This window comes from Caballeronia sp. S22 (genome assembly GCF_964261745.1).
Taxonomy (GTDB): Bacteria; Pseudomonadota; Gammaproteobacteria; order Burkholderiales; family Burkholderiaceae; genus Caballeronia; species Caballeronia jiangsuensis.
Genome location: NZ_OZ180039.1, coordinates 489602 through 514296, shown reverse-complemented (window position 1 = coordinate 514296; position 24695 = coordinate 489602). Strand labels below are relative to the sequence as shown.

Annotated in this window: 21 protein-coding genes and 1 pseudogene; 12 read left to right on the top strand and 10 right to left on the bottom strand. The window is 65.1% G+C overall.

Annotated features, from left to right (window positions below; translation table 11 throughout):
• Nucleotides 1-106: 106 nt before the first annotated feature.
• Nucleotides 107-298, bottom strand: coding sequence for a hypothetical protein (locus tag ACEN42_RS34170; RefSeq protein WP_371883245.1), 192 nt, complete (start codon nucleotides 296-298; stop codon nucleotides 107-109).
• Here ACEN42_RS34170 and ACEN42_RS34165 point away from each other — a divergent pair.
• Entirely contained in the window at nucleotides 212-391 is a 180-nt protein-coding gene (locus ACEN42_RS34165) for a glutathionylspermidine synthase family protein (protein ID WP_371883222.1), read from the top strand. The two genes, ACEN42_RS34170 and ACEN42_RS34165, sit on opposite strands and share 87 nt — an antisense overlap.
• A complete protein-coding gene (locus tag ACEN42_RS34160) occupies nucleotides 354-905 on the top strand; it encodes a glutathionylspermidine synthase family protein (protein WP_371883049.1) in 552 nt (183 codons plus the stop codon). Before ACEN42_RS34165 ends, ACEN42_RS34160 begins: the two co-directional genes overlap by 38 nt.
• On the opposite strand, the gene ACEN42_RS34155 is transcribed toward ACEN42_RS34160, so the two are convergent.
• From ACEN42_RS34155 to ACEN42_RS34125, 7 genes and pseudogenes are all read right to left on the bottom strand, one after another.
• Complete coding sequence (locus tag ACEN42_RS34155; RefSeq protein WP_029672440.1) at nucleotides 830-1252, bottom strand: PGDYG domain-containing protein; 423 nt, start codon at nucleotides 1250-1252, stop codon at nucleotides 830-832. The two genes, ACEN42_RS34160 and ACEN42_RS34155, sit on opposite strands and share 76 nt — an antisense overlap.
• Nucleotides 1249-3207, bottom strand: a complete 1959-nt coding sequence (locus tag ACEN42_RS34150) for a hypothetical protein (RefSeq protein WP_371883048.1) — start codon at nucleotides 3205-3207, stop codon at nucleotides 1249-1251. Before ACEN42_RS34150 ends, ACEN42_RS34155 begins: the two co-directional genes overlap by 4 nt.
• 88 nt (nucleotides 3208-3295) lie before the next feature.
• Nucleotides 3296-4054 (bottom strand): serine protease, encoded by a 759-nt coding sequence (locus tag ACEN42_RS34145; protein WP_371883047.1) that lies wholly within the window; start codon nucleotides 4052-4054, stop codon nucleotides 3296-3298.
• Entirely contained in the window at nucleotides 3993-4493 is a 501-nt protein-coding gene (locus tag ACEN42_RS34140; protein ID WP_049815740.1) for an RT0821/Lpp0805 family surface protein, read from the bottom strand. Before ACEN42_RS34140 ends, ACEN42_RS34145 begins: the two co-directional genes overlap by 62 nt.
• A gap of 39 nt (nucleotides 4494-4532) precedes the next feature.
• Complete coding sequence (locus ACEN42_RS34135; RefSeq protein WP_371883046.1) at nucleotides 4533-5981, bottom strand: TIR domain-containing protein; 1449 nt, start codon at nucleotides 5979-5981, stop codon at nucleotides 4533-4535.
• 659 nt (nucleotides 5982-6640) lie between these two features.
• The gene (locus ACEN42_RS34130) at nucleotides 6641-7291 is read right to left on the bottom strand and encodes a hypothetical protein (RefSeq protein WP_371883045.1); all 651 of its coding nucleotides are present in this window, start codon (nucleotides 7289-7291) and stop codon (nucleotides 6641-6643) included.
• 613 nt (nucleotides 7292-7904) lie between these two features.
• Nucleotides 7905-8699, bottom strand: a pseudogene (locus tag ACEN42_RS34125) (LysR substrate-binding domain-containing protein).
• Nucleotides 8700-8790: 91 nt separating this feature from the next.
• On the opposite strand from ACEN42_RS34125, the gene ACEN42_RS34120 reads away from it, so the two are divergent.
• From ACEN42_RS34120 to ACEN42_RS34075, 10 genes are all read left to right on the top strand, one after another.
• Nucleotides 8791-11535, top strand: a complete 2745-nt coding sequence (locus tag ACEN42_RS34120) for a LuxR C-terminal-related transcriptional regulator (RefSeq protein ID WP_371883044.1) — start codon at nucleotides 8791-8793, stop codon at nucleotides 11533-11535.
• Nucleotides 11536-11678: 143 nt separating this feature from the next.
• Nucleotides 11679-12818: an acyl-CoA dehydrogenase family protein gene (locus ACEN42_RS34115; protein ID WP_371883043.1), complete on the top strand. Its 1140-nt coding sequence runs from the start codon at nucleotides 11679-11681 to the stop codon at nucleotides 12816-12818.
• Nucleotides 12819-12843: 25 nt separating this feature from the next.
• On the top strand, nucleotides 12844-14031 hold the full coding sequence (locus tag ACEN42_RS34110) for a lipid-transfer protein (protein WP_371883042.1): 1188 nt from the start codon (nucleotides 12844-12846) through the stop codon (nucleotides 14029-14031).
• Between the two features lie 71 nt (nucleotides 14032-14102).
• Entirely contained in the window at nucleotides 14103-15038 is a 936-nt protein-coding gene (locus tag ACEN42_RS34105; protein WP_371883041.1) for an SDR family oxidoreductase, read from the top strand.
• Nucleotides 15039-15071: 33 nt separating this feature from the next.
• Nucleotides 15072-16640, top strand: coding sequence for an acyl-CoA synthetase (locus ACEN42_RS34100; protein ID WP_371883040.1), 1569 nt, complete (start codon nucleotides 15072-15074; stop codon nucleotides 16638-16640).
• A gap of 41 nt (nucleotides 16641-16681) precedes the next feature.
• Nucleotides 16682-17839 carry an acyl-CoA dehydrogenase family protein gene (locus ACEN42_RS34095; RefSeq protein WP_371883039.1) on the top strand — a complete coding sequence of 386 codons (1158 nt, stop codon included), beginning with the start codon at nucleotides 16682-16684 and terminating at the stop codon, nucleotides 17837-17839.
• Nucleotides 17840-17847: 8 nt separating this feature from the next.
• A complete protein-coding gene (locus tag ACEN42_RS34090; RefSeq protein WP_371883221.1) occupies nucleotides 17848-18867 on the top strand; it encodes an acyl-CoA dehydrogenase family protein in 1020 nt (339 codons plus the stop codon).
• Between the two features lie 49 nt (nucleotides 18868-18916).
• A complete protein-coding gene (locus tag ACEN42_RS34085; protein WP_371883038.1) occupies nucleotides 18917-19711 on the top strand; it encodes a crotonase/enoyl-CoA hydratase family protein in 795 nt (264 codons plus the stop codon).
• Nucleotides 19712-19769: 58 nt separating this feature from the next.
• Entirely contained in the window at nucleotides 19770-21326 is a 1557-nt protein-coding gene (locus ACEN42_RS34080; protein ID WP_371883037.1) for a long-chain fatty acid--CoA ligase, read from the top strand.
• Between the two features lie 134 nt (nucleotides 21327-21460).
• Entirely contained in the window at nucleotides 21461-22621 is a 1161-nt protein-coding gene (locus tag ACEN42_RS34075; RefSeq protein ID WP_371883036.1) for a CaiB/BaiF CoA transferase family protein, read from the top strand.
• Between the two features lie 57 nt (nucleotides 22622-22678).
• Here ACEN42_RS34075 and ACEN42_RS34070 read toward each other — a convergent pair whose 3' ends face one another.
• On the bottom strand, nucleotides 22679-23755 hold the full coding sequence (locus ACEN42_RS34070; RefSeq protein WP_371883035.1) for an MBL fold metallo-hydrolase: 1077 nt from the start codon (nucleotides 23753-23755) through the stop codon (nucleotides 22679-22681).
• 103 nt (nucleotides 23756-23858) lie between these two features.
• Complete coding sequence (locus tag ACEN42_RS34065; RefSeq protein WP_371883034.1) at nucleotides 23859-24683, bottom strand: SDR family NAD(P)-dependent oxidoreductase; 825 nt, start codon at nucleotides 24681-24683, stop codon at nucleotides 23859-23861.
• Nucleotides 24684-24695: the final 12 nt, after the last annotated feature.

The window sequence follows — 24695 nt, the reverse complement described above, 5'->3', positions numbered from 1 at the left end:
GTCGCGAACTCGGCAAGTGATTGAGCGACGTGCGTTGAGAGGTGAGTTGGCGCCGCTTCGATGACGCGGCCAGTTCTTCATACCATCGATCGGAGTGCCTGAGGTCTCACCTACTCGGCGAACGCCCACTGGCTACCGTGATCAGCCAGTTGATCAACACACTTTCGTCTATTGGCGTGAAGACATCGCGTATCGCTTTTCTGAAGTCGAGATAGAGCGCATATACGCGGCGGCCCTGGATCCGAACCGCTGCTGCCTTGCCGCAGTCGATCACGTCATCGAGAACAACCTGTTTCACAGACTCGGGATCTCGGCGCGGTTCGCCCAGTGGATTCGCACATCCTGGGATCGCGATGATCCGACGCTCTTTGGTCGCTTTGACTTCACGTAACGACGGGCAGGGCGGCTTCGTCGATCTGCAAGATGAACCGATCGATCTGATGTTCAAGCTTTATCCGTGGGAATGGATGGCGACATCATCGTACGGGTCCGAAATGCTCATGGATCGATGTCGTTGGGTCGAGCCGCCGTGGAACGCGGTCCTGTCGAACAAGGGAATTTTGCCGATCTTGTGGGAGATGTTTCCGGACCATCCGAACCTTCTGGAAGCGTCCTTTCATGAAGCGCATTTTAGCCGGCGACCCTATGCGAAGAAGCCATTATTTTCGCGCGAGAGTGCAAACGTGACGCCCGAGGGACGCGTCGAGAACGGTGGTGAGTACGGCGAGGAAGGCTTCGTTTATCAAGAATGGGCGCCCTCACTGCGTTTTGGCGACCGCTTTGTCACGCTCGGCGCGTGGATCGTGGATGACGCGCCCGCGGGTTTCTCCTATGCGTCCACTCTTTCATACAAACGCGCGAACACTTCCGCATCCACGACGCCATACTCGCCCTTGTCATATTGAATCAGCCAGTCGCCGGGATGGCCTTCGATCACGTCGCTCTGAGCGCCCACACGCACGTTGACCGGCGACTTCAAGAGGAGGGCGTAAGCGACCATCGGGCGCTTGCGGTAGAAGCCCTCCGCCACGCGTTCATAGGTTTCATCGAAGCGGTCGCGGCTGACCGGCCACTGTTCATTCAAGGTTCCGGTGACGATCGCATCGCCGGCGCGAAATCGCACCGGGCCTTCGAGCGTGTCGCACGTGCCGTCGCTATCCGCGAATCGCACGGCGGCGGGCACGGGGCGCTTGATGACCAGCCACGCGTCCGGATCGCGCGTGAGGTCCGGCATCGAAACATCGTCGGTCATGGAAGCTCCGCCCTCTGGTATTGAATCAGATCGCGCCACTGAACATTCTCATCGGCGAGCAGCCTCGCGATGTCCCTGGCATCGTCACGCAAGTCGGACATTGGCTTCCAACCTTTCGCTTCGGGCTTCGTCATGCTGAAACGGACGCCTCTGAGCATGATATCGAGGCTCGCATGCACTTTGTTCGATTGCTCCGAGATGCGCCCGAACTCCAGCTTCGTCATCACGCCGTGCAATGCCGCGCCTAGCGCCGGAAGCGAAGCGCTGAACAGCGGAAGCCAGCGCACGACTTCCTTTAGGAAAGACTTGAATCGGGGGGCGTCGGCGGGAAGCGTCTCGGCCCAGTGCTCAAGCCCGATGTGAGCAAGCGTGCAAACGAGGGCGAGGCAGAACAGGACGAAGGCGAAATGCTCCATCCGTTTATGCAGTGTATGCGCGTGCTCGTGCTTCTTGCTGTGAAACCCGAACTGTTCTTCGACGTCCTCTTCGAGCCGCCTGCCACGCTCGGGCACGCTTTCCGATGCAAGCTGGTAAGCGACGTATCGCGACGGCAGTCCGCCCGCGCTCAGCGAACGCTGCAACAGCCACAGTTCGGCGCTGCGCAAATAGTATCGATCGTGCCGATACGTGAAGAGCGGCTCGGTAAACGGCGCGGGAATGGCGAGGAACGGTTCGAGCATCCGCAGATACCGGATCTGCTCGGCCACGAAGCGATGTCCGAGCCAGAGCCGGTGCCAATGCAGATGGCCCGCGCGCGCGAATGAGTAAAGAATCACGCTGATGAGCGCCAGCTCCGCCCACGGCCAGCGCTTCGTCCAGACGCCGGCGCACTGCCCGAACCAGAAAGACCAGCTCAGGTCGAAGTCGATCATCCCGGCGACCGACGCGAATACCGCAGCGGAAGAAAGCATATACAGCAGCCAGGTGCCGCTGCCGTGTCTGCGCCCCGCGATGTTCGCCCGGGCGTCGCTCCATTCGAACCGCGCGGCAAGCGGCCCCCACGGCGGCGCTTCGCGCGCCTCGTAGCGCGGCTTGCATATCCGCATTCCCAGCACCAGCCTCGACAGGCTGTTCACGAAGTCGCACGCCCGCACACGAAAAATCGCGGTCATGAACTGCTCGAACCAGCCCACGCGATCCTCGATCCACGGCGGCGCACGTTCTTCCTCGGCGTAGGAGCGCAGGATATCTTTTTGCAGGCTGTCCGAGACGAGGTCATCGAGTGGATTCAGGCGTCGCCGCAGGGCATCGGTCAGCACGCCTTTTTTGATGTCGTAGTCCTCGAACAGGCCTCTGAGCAGCCCTTCCTCCAGGACCGGCCGCTTCAATTGATGGAGCCAGAGCTCGGTGACGCGATAATCGGCGATCGTGCGGACGGCGCCGTGCAGATCGATCCATAACACAGGCAGGCCCATCGCCACGGCGCGCTGAATCAGCCACACCACGCCGCCCGGTGCGCCGAGAGGCGTGTCGCCGTCCCACACAGCGACCAGGATATCGGCATAGCTGAGCGCGAATTCGTCCCGCGTGGCGAAGGCCGCGTTGTCCGCTTCCAGCACCGAATGCGGGCATCCGAACGCGACCGAACGCTCTGGATGATCCGGATGGTCCGCGGAGGTGGGCTGCAACTCGCCCGGCACGATCAGATCGACCGGCAAGCCGAGTTCGTGAGCCTTTTCGATCACGTGCTGATCGACGCGATCCGCTTGTCCCGTCAGGATGCGTACGGTCGTCGGGCCACAGCAATACAGTTCGGATGGGAAACTGTCATCGGCCTGCGCACCGTTTTCCGCGATGCGCTTGAACTTGCTCAGAACGCAGTCCAGGGTGGCGAACGCGCGCCCCAGACCGTTGCCGCTGAAGAGCGGCAGCCTCCGCTTGTTCCGATGGCCGGAAACGAGCACCGAAATCGAACGCGGCAGGAGAGGAAAACGTTCTTGCGTGTCGGTGGACATGGCTGTCGTGGGTCGAACGCGCCGGGGCGCGTCGACGGGCGAACGCGTTGATACGTATCGCGTGGACCGGTCGGGCCCGCTGCGACGGCTAGTCGGCGCACTGCACGAGTGCCGATATCTCCCGCAACGTCTGTCGCGGCCCTTCGCCGGGCTCTCTGTCCGTCGATGTTCGCGGCGTCGCGGCCTTCGCGCCGAGAAAACGCGCCAGTTCGCCCGCATCGATCGCGACGGCCCGGTCCGGCCTGTTCACATAGCGGCCCACGATCATGCCGATCAGCAATCCGTGTTCATCGAGCACGGGGCCGCCGCTGTTGCCTTCATAGAGCATCGCCTGCATGACGAGAAGCCGGCGCGCCTTCGCATCGACCGTTGCGTCGACGCGGCCACGCGTGACGACCGGCTGCAGCGGCGTCGACGCCGTGAGACCGTAGCCGATGGTGAACGCCGCGTCGTGCCGCGAAACGGGTCCGGCCCGCGGGACGGCGATCCGGCTCACGCGCCGGTGCGTCGCGAGCAGCGCGACATCAAGCCGGGAGTCGAGCGCCTCCAGCGATGCGTCGAGCCGGGCATCCTCGTCGCGCCAGACTTCGATATGCCGGCAGCCGCGCACGATGTGACCGCTCGTGAGCAACTCGCCGTCTTGCGTCACGAAGAACGCCGTGCCGCTTCGATGAAGACGCACGGGATCGATTTCATCGCGCACGGCCGCGCCGACCTTTCCCCCGAGCATGCCCGCCGCGACCATCGTGCAGAGCAGCAACGAGCGGCGACGGTTCGCACGCGCATCACTGATTGGCCAGCTGCCATTCGCCTTTCGAGTTGCGGCATGCATGCGCGGTCTGCTCATAGGTCTTTCCTTCCTTGACATAGGACTCGGTGAAATCCCTGCATGTCTGCGCACTCGCCGATGTCGTGTAACCGTTCAGCGGCTTGATGGTTCCCGAGTTGCCGGTCTTCGTGTTGTGCCAATGCTTCGGCTGACTGTTCTTCGAGCTTTGCAACGCCTCCTGGAGCGCCCGATCGCGTGCCTCGCGATCCCGCTCATCCATTTGATGGCCGATGACACCGCCGAGCAGGCCGCCGGCAAGTCCGCCCGCGACGATCGCGCCGGCGCTGCCATGACCGAAGATGCCGCCGAGCGCGGCGCCGGCGCCCGCGCCGATGAGCGCGCCCGACGTCGTCTTGTTCATTCCGGTCGATCCCGTTCCCGTTCCGTTATCGGCGCAACCGGACGCGATCAGCGTCGCCACGCTCGCGCAAGCCACTGCGGACAGATACCTGTTCATCGCTCGTCTCCCTCCACGGCCGGTCGTGGCCGTCTGCGGCTATTTGCTCCAGACTCCGGCGCGCGTGCGCCGCGCCTCGGCTTCGGCGGCGGCATATTGCGGCGGCGCGCCTTGCCGCGTGCGCGCCCAGCCGAGGCGAACCGCGTGCACGGCGATGTCGTGCCCGTTGACGAAGCACTGATAGGCTTCCTCGTGCGCGAAGCATCGGACGATGTTTCCTTCGCTTTGCAGATAGCGTTGCATCGAGCGGACAGGGCGGCCGTCCTCGCCCCGGACGCCGTAGAGATTGACGATCTTTCCGGACACGATGAACCCCGCCGAATCGAGGATCTGATCGACGCTGCCTTCGAGGTCCGGCGCGCGCGATGGCGGCGGGGGGCTGTTGCTTGCGTCGGGCAGCGGCGCGGGCGGGCTGAGCGCCGCTGCGGGTGGAACGACCGCCGGCGCGGGCGGGCTGACCAGCGGCGCGGGTGGAACGACCGCCGGTGCAGGCGGAGTGATCGTCGGGACGGATGCGGGAACGGGCGCCGTCGCTTGCGGAGGTTCGTGACGCAGGAATACCGCGACCATCGCTCCGGCCACGACCACGAGTCCGCCCGCCGAGACGGCGAGTACGCCCAGCCGCCGTTGCCGGATGGGCGCGGCCGAGCTGCGCGCCGCATACGATGTCACCACGGCGGTGTTCGCCGGATCGACCGCCGGAAGCACTTCCGGGTACGGATCGATCAGGTCGGGCCGGGCAGGCGGCTCGGGCGTCCGCTCGGCCTCGCGACGCTGGGCCTGCTCCGGCGCGTTCGCCGCCGCATTGCGTTGACGTTCGTTTTCGGCAGCCTCCTGTCGTGCATGCTCGGCCGCTCGTACCGACGCTTCGTGCTGTCGCGCTTCTTCGGCCTGAGTTGCCGCCTCGCGCTGCCGGCGCTCGCCGGTTGCGCTCGCACTCGGGCGCGCTTGCCCGGAGGTCGCGGCCGCGCGCTGCGCCTTCGCCACGGGCACGGCTACCTTGAGTATGCTCTCCGCCAAGCCATCGGCCCAACGCCGCACTTCCGGCGATTGGTAATCGGCATTACGCAATGACCGGAAGTCGATCCACTGATGCCGCCGAAGCATGTCCAGGTCAGTTCCGAACACGGAGTCCTCGGTGGTGATCTGATCCACGCCCACGAAATGAATCGGAAAAATAAGGTCGTCACGCTTCAATTCGAGCATGCGATGATGAAACGACTGGAACTCCGCGTGGCAATTCGGGCTTTTCAGGTATCGCGGGGTGACGATCGGCATGAAGAACACGGTCTGGCCAATCGATTTCTGAATCGAATTGGCCCAATCCGCGCCGGTCGGAATGGCCTGAATGTCCTGCCAGAGGTCGATGTCCGCGCCGTACTGCAAGGCGATCGCCTTGCCCACGATCGTGCGGAGCTGGCTTAAATGGCCATCGCTGTGCGCATCGTCGTGGCGGGCGTAGCTCCAGAAACCCACGGGGCCGGACATGTGCGGTTCCTCCGGTGAGCAGAAGCGGCGCGCTGTTTTCCTACGACACACGGGTATCGATAAACCACACGATGCTCGAACTGCCTGCTTCCCGCGTGTGACCAGGAACGCCGCATGCTCCTGGAAGAGCTGTCGCAAGAAGACAACATCCGACCGCTGTTGAAGAGGAATCCTGATCTCATTGCCCGGTCTTCGGCCCCGTGCGGGGTCGGTCACGCGATTACTTAGGGCTTGCTGTCGGACCCTATAGGTATAGGCAATCGTCGGCCTGTTAGCAAGATGCGCAATACCTATCGAGTGGCCGCGCGCACGGAGCATCAACGCCCATTCGTAGGCTGATTAGTCACCCTGACGAAATCGTGCGCACGTACGACGACAGATAGCGAGGCGATCGCCTTCCTCTGCGATGCGGGCGCGCGAAGGGTCGGCGTTTTGCATCGATGCTCACGTGAGTGATGCTTTCATAAATGATGCGAATACCTTTCGTTTTGCGTGATGACGCCAGTGGCTTGCAAGGATGCGCGACGTCCTGGCGATGCGAAATCAGGCTCGATGGACTTCCACTCGTCCGGCGCCACTTCCGTTTTTCAGTTGCGAATCAGTCTGCGGGGCGTGAAACCACCGGTGGTGCTTCCGTTCCCGCATGGCTTTTGCGCTGACTATTCACGCAGCTTCTCGCTGGCCAGTGTCGGGCCGAAATCGGCGTTGCGATCCCGGATCAGCGTCAGCGCTCGACAAGCGATCGCTTCGTCGAGTTTCCGGTTGCCCGGACGGCCGCGCGAAGTGTGGCCAACGCCGCCCGCACCGGATTGCTTGTATCGGGCCACCAGCCGTTCAACCTGACGTACTGTCAGTTGCAAACGCTGCGCGCCGAGCTCCGGTTTGAGCATCCGGTCGACTACGGCCTGAATGACTTTGAGACGGTCGAGTTCGCGCATGGTCAAGGTCACCCCTTCGGTTGCCGCCGACCAGTCGCAGACTTGCTGTGACATCAACCACGATGGTTTCTTCCTCGCGCACGGCGACTTGAGGCGAGAAGCGCAAGAGCGCAAGAGCGCAAAAGCGACTTCGCGTTGCACATCGAGCTCGCGCGCGGGGCTACGGTCATACATCAATGCGTCGGCCGTCAGTGTCGTGACGCCACCGCGCTTCATCCCTACCATCACCCCTGCATCTCTGGCTGCCTGATCCAGCACGATCACCTTGTCACGCTCGAGCACCATGCAGCCCTGTTCAGTCGGAGATGACCATCTCGGACGGAAGACCTCCGGCGAAAGCCGGGGCAGGAAGATGGCGACGAACACGGCCATGAGGGCTAAGCAGAATCGGAGTCGGTTGGAGGTGGATGGACAGTGGGTCGGTTCGGGTTGGACCTCGTCGCTTGATGACATCGACGACGATTCCGCCGTCGGCGGGCCGCACCCCCAGCCGTAAAGTTGTCGGCGATGAATCCTGAGCGGCGGCGAGCGGTCGAACCAGAATCAGGAGGGTTTCTGTTGCTTGGGCCGCCAGATGCAATCGCCTTAAGGCTTCAGACCGGATGTGCTGCTGCCAGAAGAGCAGCGCGCCGCAACTTCGAGCGTTCAGTACGCGCTCGGCGCACCAGAGCGCATCCGCCGTATTTGACGCCCGCAGCATCATGAGTTTGTCCAGCGGCAGACGGACAGTACGTCGTGCAGCCGATGCGCTATCAGTGCCGCATGGCGGGCAAGCCCGCCAACTACGACGCGCGCTTCCCCGGCACTTGATTCGGCCGAGTCGCGCCGCATGCACATCCCAACGGCGGCACTGTCCTGGCAACGGTCGTTCCGACGTCGAACTATCCCGTCTCGAAGTCACGACAAACAAGTCCCAGTCTCCGGATTTCGATTCAGCGAGACAAATGTGGCGAACTCGATCATGCGTCTCGCACTACTCGACTTTTTAGGACTTCATGAACCGGTCGCGCATCACCTCAAGAAACGCGGTAGCCGGCCTCGGCAGCTGTGTGGTCTGCCGCGCTGCGACGACAACCCGTTGTGCAGGCACAGTGGAGTCCAAAGGACAGCAAACGATGGAGCGCCCGTCATAGCTTAAATCACCGACCGGGCGAGTCACGAGAATCGAAACACCATGCCCGTTCGCGACCAGCGACCGGATCATCTCGACGGAGCGCAATTCCAGCGCAACCGTCGGCGATATGCCAGCTAGCCGGAACAACGAACGAAAATAGTCGCGACTGTGTGGCATGTCGAGGAGGAAGAACGGCTCATCGACCGGGTCATGGATCGTTACGACAACTGGCCTCGCAAGCCGATGACCCTCTGGTAGCAGCACATAGGGTGATTACTCGCCAAACGTGTGAAGTACTACTTGGCGCGCGAGATCCATATCGTAGATCAGCGCCAGATCTAGCGTGCCCCGTTCCACCTCTTCGACAGGATCACCTTCCCGGATCATCAGCCGAACGTCGGGGTAGTGATTCTGAAAATGCCGGATGATCGGCGGAAGGTGGCGCGCGCCTGGTGTTGCAAAACAGCAAACCGATGATCCTCCCACGACGCTCCCGGTGTCCCGTGCGCCGAGTTGCGTCGCTGTCGCGGCGTTCGCTCGGGCGTTCGAAGCGGCCTTTTTCACAACCTGGGACCGAACATCGCTCCATACGTCGAAGGCAAGCCCCGAGATTCGCACCCACCCGCATCGGGTGGGTGACCGCGGATTCGCGTCGAACGACCGCATTGCGAATCTATACTCGTGTCGAACACGCTCCTTCGCGAGCGCAACAGTCGCCTGACTCGACCTACGATCTTCGCCTTTTCGTTTTCCCAGCATGTCCGATTCCGCAGATCACCCAATAGACCGTGACGTCTCGCCCAGACGCTCCGTGGAGGCCGTGACAGGCGGAAGATTGATCCCGCCGCGTTGCGCACGGCAACTCATGCCGCGCGAAGGCTTGATGGCGCGGCTCCTCGAAGCGCGCCGGCATCGTTGCGTCGTGGTCCAGGGACCGGCCGGGAGTGCAAAAACCAGCACGATGCTGGCTCTCAGACAGGCGATGCTCACACTGGACTTCGATGTCGCCTGGCTCTCGCTCGCCCCCGAAGACGACGACCTGACGGCGTTCTTCCACGGCCTGCTCGCAAGCCTTGCTACCGTGGACCCGGCGATCGTGCGCGAGGCGGAATTGCTGGTCGGTCGCGAGAGCGACGAGACCGCGGTCGAGCACTGGGTCATCACGCTCGTGCGCGCTATCGCCCGCCGCAAGCGCGAGCTGGTGTTGATGCTCGACGACGTTCACCACCTCCAGAACGCCCGGATCGTCGAAGCATTGCGCTGGCTGCTGGACTACGCGCCGCCGCAGCTTCACGTGGTGCTGGCTTCGCGGCGTTCGCTGCCCCTCTCGCTCGCGCGTCTGCGTTCGCAAGGTCTCGCGATCGAACTCGATCGCCATGACCTGCGCTTTTCAGCCGAGGAATCGGAACGCTTCCTGCGCGAGCAGCTCGGCGAAATCGCCAGACGCGACGCGCGCGTGGTGCATGAGCTGACCGACGGCTGGGCGGCGGGCCTGCAATTGTTCGCGATCGACCTGAAGACGCGCAAAGGCACGGCTTTCACGCCGGCGACCGTGCGCGATGCCGAAACCTTCGCTTGTTATTTCGAACGCGAAGTGCTGATCCGACTCGCGTCCGAGGACCTGCTGCTGCTCACTCGTGCGGCGCTTTGCGAGCGATTTTGTGCGCCCCTTTGTGCTGGCCTGATGCGGCATCCGGTCACCGTCGCGGATGTCGCCTCGCGGCTCGGTCGTCTGGAAGACGACAATCTGTTCATTACTCAGAGTGGTGTCGGACAGGACGGAGAACCCTGGTATCGCCTGCATCCTCTGCTGCGCGAGGTCTTGCAGCGCCGCGTCGCCGAGCTGCCGCCAGCGGAACTGCGCGAGCTGCACGCGGCGGCGTGGCAGTGGTTCGATGCGCAAGGCCACGTCGACGAAGCCGTGCATCACGCCGTACTGGCGGACAACGCGCAGGCTGCCGGCGATCTCGTCGAAGGATGCGCGCACGATCTGCTCGCGCGCGGCGAACTCCGCCAGCTTGCCGGTCTGGTGCGCCGCCTGCCGCCGGCGCAGATCGCGGAGCGCTTCGATCTGCGCGTGATCACCGCGTATCTGCAGATGTACGCCGGTGAAACCGATGCGCTGATGCAGAGCATTCAGCAGATCGCCGCGCAAAGCGAGCGACCGGATCCACGTCAGCGCTACGCGCTCGCGCTGCTTCGCGGCGGCCTCGCGCTACAGCGCGACGATACCGATCTGGTCGTGGCGCTATTGCCGGAGTTGCAGCGCGTGCCGCCCAACGCGGACGATTTCACCCGGGTCGCGCGCGGCAATATCCTTTCGTGGATGTTCATCCATCGTGGCGAGCATGAGCAGGCTCGCAAGGTTCTGGAGGAGGGCGCCGGGCACGGCGGCGCGCCGCGCGGCATCCTGCTCGGTCGCTGCATGAGCGGCATGACGCATGCCGCCGAGGGCCGTGTGCTGGTCGCCGAGCGCGTGTTCCGCGACGTGCTGGCGCAGGCGGAAAAGCAGGGCCCGGCATACGTCGGCATCGCGTGCATGGCGGCGGCCCTGCTGGGCGAGGCGCTTTACGAACTGAACGACGTCGATGCTTCACTCCGGTTGCTGGACGAACGCATCGACGTGCTCGAGCGCGTGTCGATTCCCGATACGGTCCTGCGCGCCCTGATGGTGCTCGCCAGCGCGCACTGGTTCGCGGGACGCCGCCTCGAGGCGCGTGATTGCCTCGAACGGCTCGAGGATCACGCGAAGCGTCATGGTGTGGATCGGCTGCTTGCCAACGCATTGTGTTTGCGCACGCGCTGGCTGCTGGAAGAAGGCCGGCCCGATGAAGCCGAAGCGGCGGTATTGCGCTGCGAAACGCTGGCGGCGCGCCATGCGGGCGCGGTGCGCAGCACGACGTGGGAAATCAGGGTCTGCGCGGATCTCGCGCGCATTCGCATGTGCCTGCATCTGAACGACTTCGAAGGCGCCATGCGCCGGCTCAAGCCGCTTCACGCATTGTCCGAAGCAGGAGGGCGGTGGTGCCGCGTGGTGGGTCTGCGCTTGCAGATGTCGATTGCGGAAATGGGACGCCGCAACGACGGAGCGGCCCGTGAGCATCTGGTCGAAGCCTTGCGCGTGGGCCACCGGCTGGGGCTGATGCGCAGCCTGCTCGACGAGCTTGGCGATTGCCGGCCCATCCTCGAGCGTCTGCCGCTGGAGGCGGACTTCGACCCCGTCCTCGGCTTCTATGCGCAGCGGCTCATCGACGCCGCACAGGCAGCCACGGCTGTCGAACCGCAAACGGCTGCGATGCGCGTGCCGATCCAGTCGCTGAGCGAACGCGAAAACGAAGTGCTGGGTCTGCTCGCGCTTGCCCTGCCGAACAAGAAGATCGCGCGCGTGATGGACGTGTCGCTCGACACGGTGAAGTGGCACCTCAAGAACATCTACCGGAAGCTGGAAGTGACCGGTCGCGACGGCGCCGTCGCAAGAATGCGCGACGCGGGCGCGCCTTAGCGCTCGCCCACCTGCCGCCCCCACTCCACGGGGGTAGGCTTGCTCGCTCCTCCCGCCACGCACAATGCGTTCATCAAAGCAGCCAGCCGATCGCGCAACACCGGTCCGCACTGCCAACGCATTCAATCGATAAGGAGCGTGCGGTGGAAGTCAAGCGTAATGTCTATCGCGAGGATCACGAAATGTTGCGCGATACCGCGCGGCGTTTCTTCGAACGCGAGTGTCTGCCGCGTCAGGCTCAGTGGGACGAGGCCGGATGCGTGGATCGCGAGACCTGGCTGAAGGCGGGCCGCGAAGGTCTGCTGTGTGTGACCGTGCCGGAAGAATATGGCGGGGGCGGTGGCGATTTCGGTCATTCGGCCATCGTCGCGGAAGAGCTGCATCGTGCGGGCGTGTCGGGCTTCAGCTATTCCGTGCATTCCGACATCACCGCGCCATACATCGTGCGGCTCGGCACGGAAGAACAGAAACGCAAGTGGCTGCCGCCGATCTGCCGCGGCGAAAAGATCCTCGCGATCGCGATGACCGAGCCCGGCACCGGCTCCGATCTGAAATCGATCCGCACGACTGCCGTGCGCGATGGCGACGACTACATCATCAACGGCAGCAAGACCTTCATTTCGAATGGCCTGAACTGCGACATGGTGGTGGTGGTCTGCAAGACCGATCCGTCGGCGGGTGCGAAGGGCGTGAGTCTCATCATGGTCGAAACCGAGCGCGCGGGTTTTCGCCGTGGCCGCAAACTGGAGAAGGTAGGGCAGGCCGCCGCCGACACCGCCGAACTCTTCTTCGACGACGTCCGCGTACCGGCGAGCAACCTGATCGGCAACGAGAACGGCGGCTTCATCCACCTGATGGAAGAGCTTCCGCAGGAGCGGCTCATCATCGCGGTGTATTGCGCGGCGAAGCTCGAACGGCAGCTCGAACTGACGCTGCAATACGTGAAGGACCGCCGCGCGTTCAATCAGACCGTGTGGGACTTCCAGAACACCAAATTCAAGCTGGCCGACGTGAAGGCGCAAGCCGTCGCGGTCCGTACGCTGGTCGATTACTACATTCGCGAGCACATGGAGCGCAAGCTCACGCTGCAGGAAGCGGCGATCGCCAAGCTCTTCGCGACCGAAGCGATGTGGAAGTGCATCGACGAGATGGTTCAGCTGCACGGCGGCTACGGCTACATGCTGGAGTACCCGATTGCCCGTGCTTTCGCCGACATGCGCGTGACGCGCATCTTCGGCGGCACCAGCGAAGTGTTGCGGGATCTGATCTCGCGCAAGCTTTGAATCCCCTATCTTCCGAGGCAGCAAGATGAGCGAAAAAGTACTGGTGGCGGGCGTCGGCATGATTCAGTTCGCCAAGCCGGGCGCGAGCCGGAGCTACACCGAAATGGGCGCCGAAGCGACCCGCCGCGCGCTGGCCGATGCCGGCATCGCGTACGACCTCGTACAGCAGGCCTTCGCCGGCTACGTGTACGGCGACTCCACCTGCGGGCAGACCGCGTTGTACGAAGTGGGCATGACGGGCATTCCGATCGTCAACGTGAATAACAATTGCTCGACGGGTTCGACCGCGCTCTATCTCGCGCGCCAGGCGATCGCCACCGGCGATGCGGACTGCGTGCTGGCGCTCGGTTTTGAGCAGATGCAGGCCGGCGCGCTGAAGTCGCACTGGGACGACCGGCCCGTGACGCGTGCGCGCTTCGTGCCGATCATGCACGGCCTGACCGCCGACCTCGCGCATCTGCCGCAGGCGCTGCGCACCTTCGGCGGCGCGGGGCGCGAGCATATGCAGCGCTACGGCACCCGCATGGAAACCTTCGCGGCGGTGCGCGCCAAAGCAAGCCGCCACGCGGCGAACAACCCGCTCGCGCTGTTTCGCAAGCAGGTGACGACCGAAGACGTGATGAACGACACGGTGCTGATGCCCGGCGTGATGACGCGTCTGATGGCCTGTCCGCCTACGTGCGGCGGCGCGGCGGCGATCCTCGTCTCCGAGAAGTTCGCCCGCAGGCACAACCTGCGCACGGATGTGCAGATCGTCGCGCAAGCGCTGACCACCGATCCGCCCGCTTCGTTCGATCCGCCGTCGATGCTCAATTACGTCGGCACCCATATGACGCGCTCTGCCGCGAACAAGGTCTACGAGAAGGCCGGGATCGGCCCGGAAGACATCGACGTGTGCGAACTGCACGACTGCTTCGCGCACAACGAAGTCATCTGCTACGAATCGCTCGGCTTCTGTCCGGAAGGCGGCGCGGAGAAGTTCGTCAGCGACGGCGACAACACGTACGGGGGCAAGGTCGTGGTCAATCCGTCCGGTGGTTTGCTCTCGAAGGGGCATCCGCTGGGCGCGACGGGCCTCGCGCAATGTTACGAGCTGACCCACCAGTTGCGCGGCACCGCCGATCAGCGGCAGGTGCAGGGCGCAAGGCATGCGCTTCAGCACAATCTCGGGCTCGGCGGCGCGTGCGTGGTGACCTTGTACGGCAAGCACTGAACCTCGGGCACGGAAGGCGCCACGGCGCGTCTCGTGCAAACCCGGATCGCAAACAAGATTGAGGATTACCCATGCAGCAGCTTTGCAAGGACCGCGTCGTCATCATCACCGGGGCCGGGCGCGGCCTCGGACGCGAATACGCTCTGGAGTTCGCCCGGCAGGGTGCGAAGGTCGTCGTCAACGATCTCGGCGGCCACGGTGATGGCTCCGGCGCCGCGAGCGGCCCCGCGCTCGACGTGGTCGCCGAAATCGAAGCGCTCGGCGGCCGCGCTGTCGCGAATTTCGACGACGTCGCCGACTGGAACGGCGCAAGACGCATGATCGACACGGCCATTTCCGCCTTCGGAGGACTCGACGTGCTGGTCAACAACGCCGGCATCCTGCGCGACCGCACGCTCGCCAACATGAGCGAAGAAGACTGGGACGCGGTGATTCGCGTGCATCTGCGCGGCACCTTTGCGCCCTCGCGCCACGCCGCCGCCTACTGGCGCGACGAGGCAAAAGCGGGTCGCGCGCGGGTGGCGCGGCTCATCAATACGAGTTCGTCGTCGGGGCTGTACTGCAATCCGGGCCAGGCCAACTACGGCGCGGCGAAGGCGGGCATCGCGGCGATGTCGGTGATCGCGGCGCGCGAGCTCGAGCGCTACGGCGTGACCGTGAACGCGATCTATCCCACTGCGATGAGCCGCCTCACCGAGGACATCTTCGCGGCCCGGCGCGACGAATTCACCGCAGGCGCCGCGCCCGGTTTCGATCCGCTCGACGCGGGCAACGTCGCGCCGCTGGTCGCATGGCTCGGCAGCGATGCATCGAGCGGCGTCACCGGACGCGTGTTCGGCGTGCGCGGCGGCCGTATCACGGTGGCCGAAGGCTGGAGCGCCGGTCCGCGCATCGAAAAGCACGGGCGCTGGGATGCGGCCGAGCTCGGCGCGCTGATACCGGAACTGGTGGAACGGGCCGCGCCGAACGCGCTGACCTCCGGCGAAATTCCGGCAGCGGTGGCGTAAGCGCCCGAACCGTCTCGACTCGCAGGAGCGCGGATGAGCAAATTCCCGAAGTACCTCGGCGACCATGCGGAGCTGACGCCCGACAAGCCCGCGGCAATCAACAGCACCACCGGCGACGTGCTGACCTACCGCGAACTCGATGAGCGTTCCAATCGCTTCGCGCAGTGTCTGTACGCGATCGGCCTGCGGCGCGGCGATCACATCGCGATGGTGCTCGAGAACAACATGCGCTGCTTCGAGGTGTGCTGGGCAGCGCTGCGTTCGGGGCTGCTGATCACTCCGGTCAACCGCTTCCTGACCGCGCCGGAGGCGGCCGGCATCATCACGGACAGCGACGCGCGCGTCGTGGTCAGCTCGTACGCGATGCGTGAGCTTGCAGCCGAACTGACCGGCATGATGCCGACCTGCGGCCTGCGGCTGATGATCGACGGCACCATTGCCGGCTGGGACAGCTACGAAGCGGTGATCGACCGTTATCCGCCGACGCGGCTCGACGACGAATGGCTGGGCGCGACCATGATCTACAGCTCGGGCACGACCGGCCGTCCGAAGGGCATCATTCGCGCGCAGCCGCAGGGGCGCGTCTCGGAAGGGTCCGGCTCCGCGCGCCGCCCGCAGTTCGAGCGCTATGGCTTCGATGCGCAGACGGTGTATCTGTCTCCGGCGCCGCTCTATCACACCGCGCCGCTCGGCTACGGGCTGGAGACGCAGTTCGGCGGCGGCACTGTCGTGTTCATGGAGAAGTTCGATCCGCTCGACGCATTGCGGGCGATCGAACGTTATCGCGTCACGCACAGCCAGTGGGTGCCGACCATGCTGATCCGCCTGCTCAAACTCGGCCCGGCATTGCGCAATGGCTTCGACCTGTCGAGCCATCGGGTGGCGATCCACGCAGCCGCGCCGTGCCCGCAGGAGATCAAGCGGCAGATGATCGACTGGTGGGGGCCGATCATCGAGGAGTATTACTCGTCCACCGAAGGCAATGGCGTGACCACGCTGAATACCGAAGAGTGGCTCGCGCATCCGGGCTCGGTCGGGCGCGCGTTGCTCGGGGTCATCCATATCTGCGACGACGAAGGCAACGAATTGCCGGTGGGCGAAGACGGGCTCGTCTACTTCGAACGTGACCAGTTGCCGTTTCATTACCACAACGATCCCGACAAGACCCGAGCCGCACAGCACCCGCGTCATCCGGCGTGGACGGCGGTCGGCGACATCGGTCATGTCGATGGCGACGGTTATCTTTATCTGACCGACCGCAAGGCGTTCATGATCATTTCGGGCGGCGTCAACATCTACCCGCAAGCGATCGAAGACGCGCTCGCCGTGCATCCCGACGTGCAGGACGCGGCCGTGATCGGCGTGCCCGACGCCGAGATGGGCGAGCAGGTCAAGGCGATCGTCGAACCGGCGCCTGGCGTCGTGCCATCGGACGCGCTCGCGCAAGCGCTGCTGGCTTATCTGCGCACGCGCGTCGCGCGCTACATGGTGCCGCGCTCGATCGACTTCATCGACACGATGCCGCGCCTGCCCACCGGCAAACTGTACAAGCAGGCTCTGCGCGAGCGCTATGCCGCGCAAGCCGGACGCGCGCAGTCATAGCGGCCCACGCGGCGGCGACCACAAAAAATCTGGAGTGAGACGTGAACAACCTGCTGGATGCTTTCCACCTGACGGCGCTGCCCGCCGAGGCCGAAGCCTTTCGCGCGCAAGTGAAGCAGTTTCTCGATGAACACCTGCCGCCTGCGCCGGCCGACATTCGCGCGCGCTCTTGGATGGGCTTCGACGCGGATTTCAGCCGGCGCCTCGCCGCGCGCGGCTGGATCGGACTGACACTGCCGACGGGCTACGGCGGAGCGGGCATGGACGCATTCCGCCGCTTCGTGCTGGTCGAGGAAATGCTCGCCGCGGGCGCGCCCGTCGCCGCGCACTGGATTGCCGACCGTCAAAGCGGCCCGCTGATCCTGCGCTACGGCACCGAGGCGCAGAAGGACTTCTACTTGCCGCGCATCTGTGCCGCGCGGGCGTTCTTTTGCATCGGCATGAGCGAGCCCGACGCGGGCTCCGATCTCGCGAGCGTTCGTACGCGCGCGGTGCGCCGTGACGGCGGCTGGCGTCTCACCGGGCGCAAGATCTGGACGACCAACGCGCAGCATTGCCAGTACATGATCGCGCTCGTGCGCTCGTCGGGTGCGCCGGAAGACCGGCAGAAGGGCCTGTCGCAATTCATCGTCGATCTGTCGTTGCCCGGCGTTCACGTGCGGCCGATCGTCGATCTCACCGGCGACGCGCACTTCTCCGAGGTGACATTCGACGACGTCCTGCTCGCCGACGATGCGCTGATCGGCGATGAAGGCGCGGGCTGGGAGCAGGTGACGGCCGAGCTTGCGTTCGAACGAAGCGGACCGGAGCGGCTCTATTCGAGCGTCGTGCTGCTCGACTGCTGGCGCGAGCAGTTGCGCCGCCACGGCGCCAGCGACGCCGAACTTGCGCTGCTCGGCGGCTTCGCGACGCAACTCGCCACGTTGCGCTGTCTGTCGATCGCGGTCACGGCGCGGCTCGCGCGCGGCGAGAGTCCGGTGGTCGAGGCGGCGCTCGTGAAAGACATCGGCACGGAGTTCGAACAGGCCATTCCCGCGCAACTGGAAGCCGCGCTGGGCGCGAATCCCGCGCAGACCGTCGATCCCGAGCTCTATCGCACGGTGGCGTACCTCAGCCAGATTTCGCCGACGTTTTCACTGCGTGGCGGCACGCGCGAGGTGCTGCGCGGCATGATCGCGCGCGGACTCGGATTGCGCTAATCCTACGGATCACGAAAGAGACCTGCATGTTCACCGAAGCCATTGAAGCTATTCTGCGCGACCGCGCCACATCCGAAGCGGTACGCGCAATCGAAAACGGCGGCTCGGCCCAGTCGATCTGGAGCGCCGTCGAGGAAGCCGGATTTCTGGAATTGCTGACGCCGGAAAGCGCAGGCGGCGCCGGATTGTCACTGTCGGCGATCGAGCCGATCTTCACGGCCTTTGGACGCCATGCGGTGCCGGTTCCGCTCGCACAAAGCATCGCGGCGCGAGCGTTGTTGCGCGACACCGGCGTGACGGCCCCGGCCGGAATGACGACGCTCGCGGGTACGTGCCGGCGTCACGCGGACGGCTCACTGGAAGCGCCGCAGGTGCCGTTCGGCATGATCTGCGATCAGGTGCTCGCCAACGTCGACGGCAATCTGCTGTTGCTCGACGCGACGCGTGCCGGGCGCGACCCGGACGGCGTGCACGGAAGTTCCTGCGGCACGCTTCGCTGGCTCGCGGACGCCGTTCCCGCATCGCTCGGTTCGAACGGCGACGAGGTGCTGCTCTTCAGCGCGGCGATTCATGCGGCCGCCATCGCCGGCGCGATGGATCGCGTGTTCGCGATGACGCTCCAGTACTGCAACGATCGCTCGCAGTTCGGCAAATCGATCGGCAAGTTCCAGGCGGTCCAGCATCAGTTGAGCGTGATGGCGCAGCACGTGGCGTCGGCCGGAATGGCATCGGCGCTGGCGTTCTGCGGCGCGGGCGCTGTCCCCGGACGGCTCGCGACGGCGATCGCCAAGGCGCGCACCAGCATGGCGGTGCCGTTGATCGCGTCGACGGCGCACGCGCTGCATGGCGCGATCGGGGTCACCGCCGAATACGATCTCCAGCTCTATACGCGCAGGTTGCACGAATGGCGTATCGCGGATGGCTCGGAGACGTTCTGGAACCGCATGGTGGGAAGCGCGGCGCTTGCGCGGGAGCACGGCACCATTGTGGATTTCGCGCGCACCGCGCCGTATGACGTCGCCGCCTGAGCGCACGCGCGGGCAAACCTTCACAGCAGCGTAGACGATTAGACATCCTATGAACCATTTTCTGAGCTACGAACAGGACCAGCACATCGTCACGCTGACGATGAACGAACCGGAGCGGCGCAATCCGCTCACCGGCAACACGGCGGTGGCGGAGTTGCTGGCGGCGATCGGAAGGATCGAAGCCGACCGTTCCGTGCGTGCCGTGATTCTGACGGGCGCCGGCACGGCGTTCTCGTCGGGCGGCAATATCCACGACATGGAGCGGCACGCGTCGGGCAACATGCCCGGCATGGAGATTCGCCAGGACTACCGGCGCGGAATTCAGCAACTGCCCCTGGCGCTGTTCAATCTGGAAGTGCCGGTCATCGCTGCCGTCAACGGCGCGGCGATCGGCGCGGGGCTCGATCTCGCCTGCATGTGCGATATCCGCATTGCGTCCGAACGCGCGAAGTTCGCCGAGAGTTTCGTCAGGCTGGGCATCATCCCCGGCGACGGCGGCGCGTGGCTGCTGCCGCGCATCGTCGGTCTGTCGCGCGCGGCGGAGCTGACCTTCACCGGCCAGACGATCGACGCGCAACAGGCGCTCGACTGGAATTTGGTGTCCCGTGTCGTGCCGCACGACGCGCTGCTCGCGACCGCCCAGGGTCTCGCGCAAGCGATCTCCGCCAACCCGCCCCACGCGGTGCGGCTCGCGAAACGGCTGCTGCGCGAAGGCATGCACTGCCGCCTGGATACGCTGCTGGAAATGTCGGCGGCATATCAGGCGCTCTCGCATCAGACGGCCGATCATCGCGAAGCCGTTGCTGCATTCATCGAGAAACGGTCACCGGCATTCCACGGATAGAGCGGTTGCGGATCATCCAGCGCGCCGCTTGCGCTCAAACACGGCAGGAAGACAACGCATGTATCTGACCCAGGGCCTGCACCGCTCGCTGCAGCAGAATCCGGACCGACTGGCGATCACATTCAAGGCACGCCGGCGCACGTTCCGCGATTTCGCGGATCATGTCGCGCGCCTCGCCGCCGCGTTGCGCGGCCTCGGCATGGCGGAAGGCGACCGGGTCGGCATGCTCGCGCTCAATTCGGACCGCTACCTCGAATACGTGATGGGCGTGTGGTGGGGCGGAGGCGTGCTCAATCCGGTCAACACCCGCTGGAGCGCGCCGGAGATCGCCTATTCGCTGGATGATTGCGATACCCGCATCCTGATCGTCGATGACCATTTCGTCGATACGGCCCGCGCCGTGTGCGTGCTTGCCCGCACGACGCCGATCCTGATTCACGCGGGCGACGGCGCGGCGCCCGCCGGCATGCTTTCGTTCGACGCGCTGATCGCGGCCGCGTCGCCGCTGCCGGACGCCGGCCGGGGCGGCGAGCACCTTGCGTGCATCATGTACACCGGCGGCACGACCGGCTTTCCGAAAGGCGTGATGCAGACGCATCTGAACATGTGGTCCTCGTGCATCATGCGGATCGCCGAGTCAGCGCCATTGCCCGACAGCGCGGTTTTGCACGCGGCGCCTTTCTTCCATGCGGCGGGACTCGGCCGCGCGCTCGTGCAGTTCATGGCCGGCGAGGCGCACGTCATCATTCCCGCCTTCGATGCCGGCGACGTGCTCGACGCGATCGGCACGCAGCGCGTGAGCGAAACGCTGCTCGTGCCCACCATGATCCAGTCGCTGCTCGATCATCCTGACTTCGTCCGCACCGATCTCAGCAGCCTGAAGCGGCTGACCTATGGTGCTTCGCCGATCCCCGAAGCGCTGCTCGACCGGGTGATCGGGTCGCTGCCCGGCGTCGAGCTCGCGCATTCATACGGGATGACCGAGGCGTGTCCGAGCATTTCGGCGAACCCGCCGTCGAACCACGACGAGGCGGGGCGCAGGAGCGGCCTGTACCGATCGATCGGTCGCGGCCTGCCGGGCCTGATGGTGAAAGTGGTCGATGTGCACGGCGAAGAAGTGCCGCGCGGCACGGTCGGCGAGATCGCCGTGCGCGGGCCGAACGTGATGGCGGGCTACTGGAAAAAGCCCGACGAAACCGCGCAGGCCGTGCGCGACGGGTGGCTGCACACCGGCGACGGCGCCTACATGGACGCGCAGGGTTATCTCTACATCGTCGATCGCATCAAGGACATGATCGTAAGCGGTGGCGAGAACGTCTATTCCGCCGAAGTGGAGAACGTGATCGTTCGTCATCCGGCAGTCGCCGCGTGCGCGGTCATCGGGATTCCGCACGACATCTGGGGCGAGGCCGTGCACGCGGTGATCGTGCGCAAGCCAGGCGCGACGCTCGCCGAAGAAGAGGTGCGCGATCATTGCCGGCAGGCGATCGCAGGCTACAAGTGCCCGAAGACGGTCGAGTTCCGCGATCGATTGCCGCTGTCGGGCGCGGGCAAGGTTCTGAAGCGCGAAATTCGCGCGCCGTACTGGGCGCAGAAGACGCGCGCGGTCAACTAGCGCGCCTCGCCACTCCGCCCGGGTGGTCCGGTTCGAGGCTTTTTCTGGCTTACTTCCATTCAGGCAATGTCTGACAAGAGATCATCGACGGCGAAGGCGCTTCGCCGCGATACAAAACGGAACGTGGAGGGACGATGGGCGTTTTAAGCGGTATTCGCGTGCTGGAATTCGAAGCCATTGGACCTGGACCGTTCGGCGCCATGTTGCTCGCCGACATGGGCGCGGACGTATTGCGCATCGACAGGCCGCTCGCGCCCCAGGACCTGGGGCCGAAGACCAACGGCAAGCGTGCGGACGTCACGGGGCGCGGCCGCCGCTCGGTCACGCTCGATCTGAAAGAGCCCCGGGCGGCCGAAGCCGCGCTCGATCTGATGGCGCGCGCCGATGTGGTGATCGAAGGATTTCGCCCCGGCACGATGGAGCGGCTCGGGCTCGGACCGCAAGCCGCCCTGGCGCGCAATCCGCGTCTCGTCTACGGCCGCATGACGGGTTGGGGGCAGACGGGTCCGCTCGCGCAGCGCGCGGGTCACGACCTCAACTACATCGCGCTGTCGGGCGTGCTGTCGGGCATCGGCCGCGCCGACGGTCCGCCCGTGCCGCCGCTCAACCTCGTGGGCGACTACGGCGGTGGCGGCATGCTGCTGGCGCTGGGCGTGGTGGCGGCGCTGTTCAACGTTCAGCGCGGCGGCGAGGGACAGGTCGTCGATGCCGCGATGATCGAGGGCGCGGCGCAACTGGGTTCGGTGATCTGGGGCCTGCTCGCATCGGGCAACTGGCGGGAAGAGCGCGAGAGCAATCTGCTGGATGGCGGCACGCCCTGGTATGACAGCTATCGCACGCGCGATGGCGGGTACATGTCGGTGGGCGCGGTCGAAGCGCGTTTCTATGCGGAGTTGCTGTCGAAGCTCGGTCTTGCGGACGCGGGCCTGCCCGCACAGCACGACCGGAGCGGCTGGCCGGTGCTGCGCGAACGTTTTGCAGCGGCGTTTCTCACGCGCACGCGCGACGAATGGTGCGCCGTGTTCGAAGGCAGCGACGCGTGTGTCGCGCCGGTGCTGAGCTTCTCGGAAGCGCCGGCGCATCCGCAGCATCGTGCTCGCGGGAGCTTCGTCGAAGTGGCGGGCGTGGTTCAGCCCGCGCCTGCGCCGCGCTTTTCGGCAACGCCGTCGACGATCGCGAAGCCCGCGCCGCAGCGCGGCGAACATGGGCTCGCCGCATTGCGCGACTGGGGCTTCGACGACGCCGCGGTCGAACGCATGCGCGAACACGGCCTGAGTTATAAGCCTGAAGCGTGAGCCTGTTCGACGCGTTCAAGGGCATCGCTGCATCGCGCGGCGATGCCCTTGGCGCTTTCATGCCACGAGCGAGTACCAGTTGATTCCATCATCGCGAAGTTCGCATCGAACTTCGCCGCGCCCGATCAGATAGTTCAGGCACGCGAGGCTTTCGCCCGTCGCGAGGCTCATGCGCGACATATCCTCTTCGCCGACGTGGCGCGCAAACAGCGCGCCGAACACATCGACGGCGCGACGCGGTTCGCCGAGCGTCTCACGCAAGCGGTCGAGGCTGCGGTCCTGGCCGCGCCGCAGACGGTCGAGCCGCGCATGCAGGCCGCGGAAACAGTCGTTGTGGGCCGGCAGCACCAGCACATCGTCGGGCACCTGCTGCTTCAGCTTGTCGATCGACGCGTACCAGTCGGCCATCGGATCGGCGTGAGGTTCGAGCGGATACACCGACACATTCGACGAGATTCGCGGCAGCACCTGGTCGCCCGAAATGAGCAGCTTCAGCGCCGGGCAGTACAGGCACGCGTGCTCGGGCGAATGGCCCGTGCCGACGATGACCCGCCACACGTGTTCGCCGATGGCGATTTCCTGCCCGTCCTGCAAGCGCCGGAAGCTGTCCGGCAGCGCGTGAATGTGCTGCCCGAAGCGGCCGAGGCGTGCGCGATAAAGCTCGATCGCCGCCGAGCTCCAGCCCGCGCGACGGTAGAAGTCGAGACCGTCGTCAGGCGCTTCGCGGCCGCTGTCGGAAGCGGCGACGCGGCAGTTCAGATACTCGACGCGCGTCATCCACAGACGGCAGTCGAAGGTACGCGTGAGCCAGCCTGCCATGCCCACGTGATCGGGGTGCATGTGGGTGACGAAAACGCGCGTGACGGGGCGGCGCGCGCGAGATCCGGCGAAGAGGCGCCGCCATAAGGCGGTTGCTGCGTCCGTGCGCGCGCCCGTGTCGACGATCGCCAGACCGTCGCCGTCCGCGATCGTCCACACGTTGATGTGATCCAGGGAGTAGGGCAGCGGCATGCGAATCCATTGCACGCCCGGAGCGACTTCCACGGCGCCGCCGGGCACCGGAGGCGAAGCAAACGGGTAGCTCACCGAAGCAGGCGCGCCGCTGCTGGAGTCGGCGCGTGCGAGATCGGTCATGGTCTGGCTCCTGATGATCGAACGAGGCGCATGAGGCCGGAAACGAAAACGCCGGCAAGCGCCTCGACGCATGCCAGCGAAGACAAAGCCCGTCCGTCGCGCGCTACTGCAGATTGCCCGCGACCGCGATGGTCTGACCGGTGATGTAGTTCGATTCGGGCGAGCAGAACAGGTAGACGCCGCCAGCCGCTTCTTCCGGCGTGCCGCCGCGGCCGAGCGGATTGCGCTGCGCGTGCATCCTGAGCGCCTCGGGATTGACGCCCACGCGGATATCGCGTCCTTCGATCTTCACGGTCGCGCCGGCGTGGGCGTCGGCGGTCGTCATGCGTGTGTGGATCAGACCGAACGCGACGCAATTGACGTTGACGTTGAAGCGTCCCCATTCACGCGACAGCGCGCGCGTCATGCCGATCACGCCGGCCTTGGCCGACGAGTAGTTCATCTGGCCGGCATTGCCGTTGAGCGCCGACGTCGACGAGATGTTGACGATCTTGCGATACACGTCGCGGCCCGCTTCCTTGTCGGCGGCGTGCAGCGCCTTGACGTGCGGATAGGCGGCACGCAGGATGCGGAACGGCGCGGTCATGTGGCAGTCGATGATCGCGTACCACTGCTCGTCGGTCATCTTCTGGATCACGTCGTCCCACGTATAGCCCGCGTTGTTGACGATGATGTCGATGCCCTTGTACGTGCTCATCGCCGTATTGATGAAGCGGTCCGCGAAGTCCGGCGCACCCACGTTGCCCACGCAGGCGACGGCGTCGGTGCCCATCTTCTTCAGTACTTCGACCGTTTCGTGCGCCGGGTCGGCGTCGAGATCGTTGATCACGAGGCGTGCGCCTTCGCTCGCCAGTTTCTCGGCGATGGCCCGGCCGATGCCGCGACCCGAACCCGTGACGAGCGCCACCTTGCCGTCAAGCTTGCCCATTTCCTTGTCTCC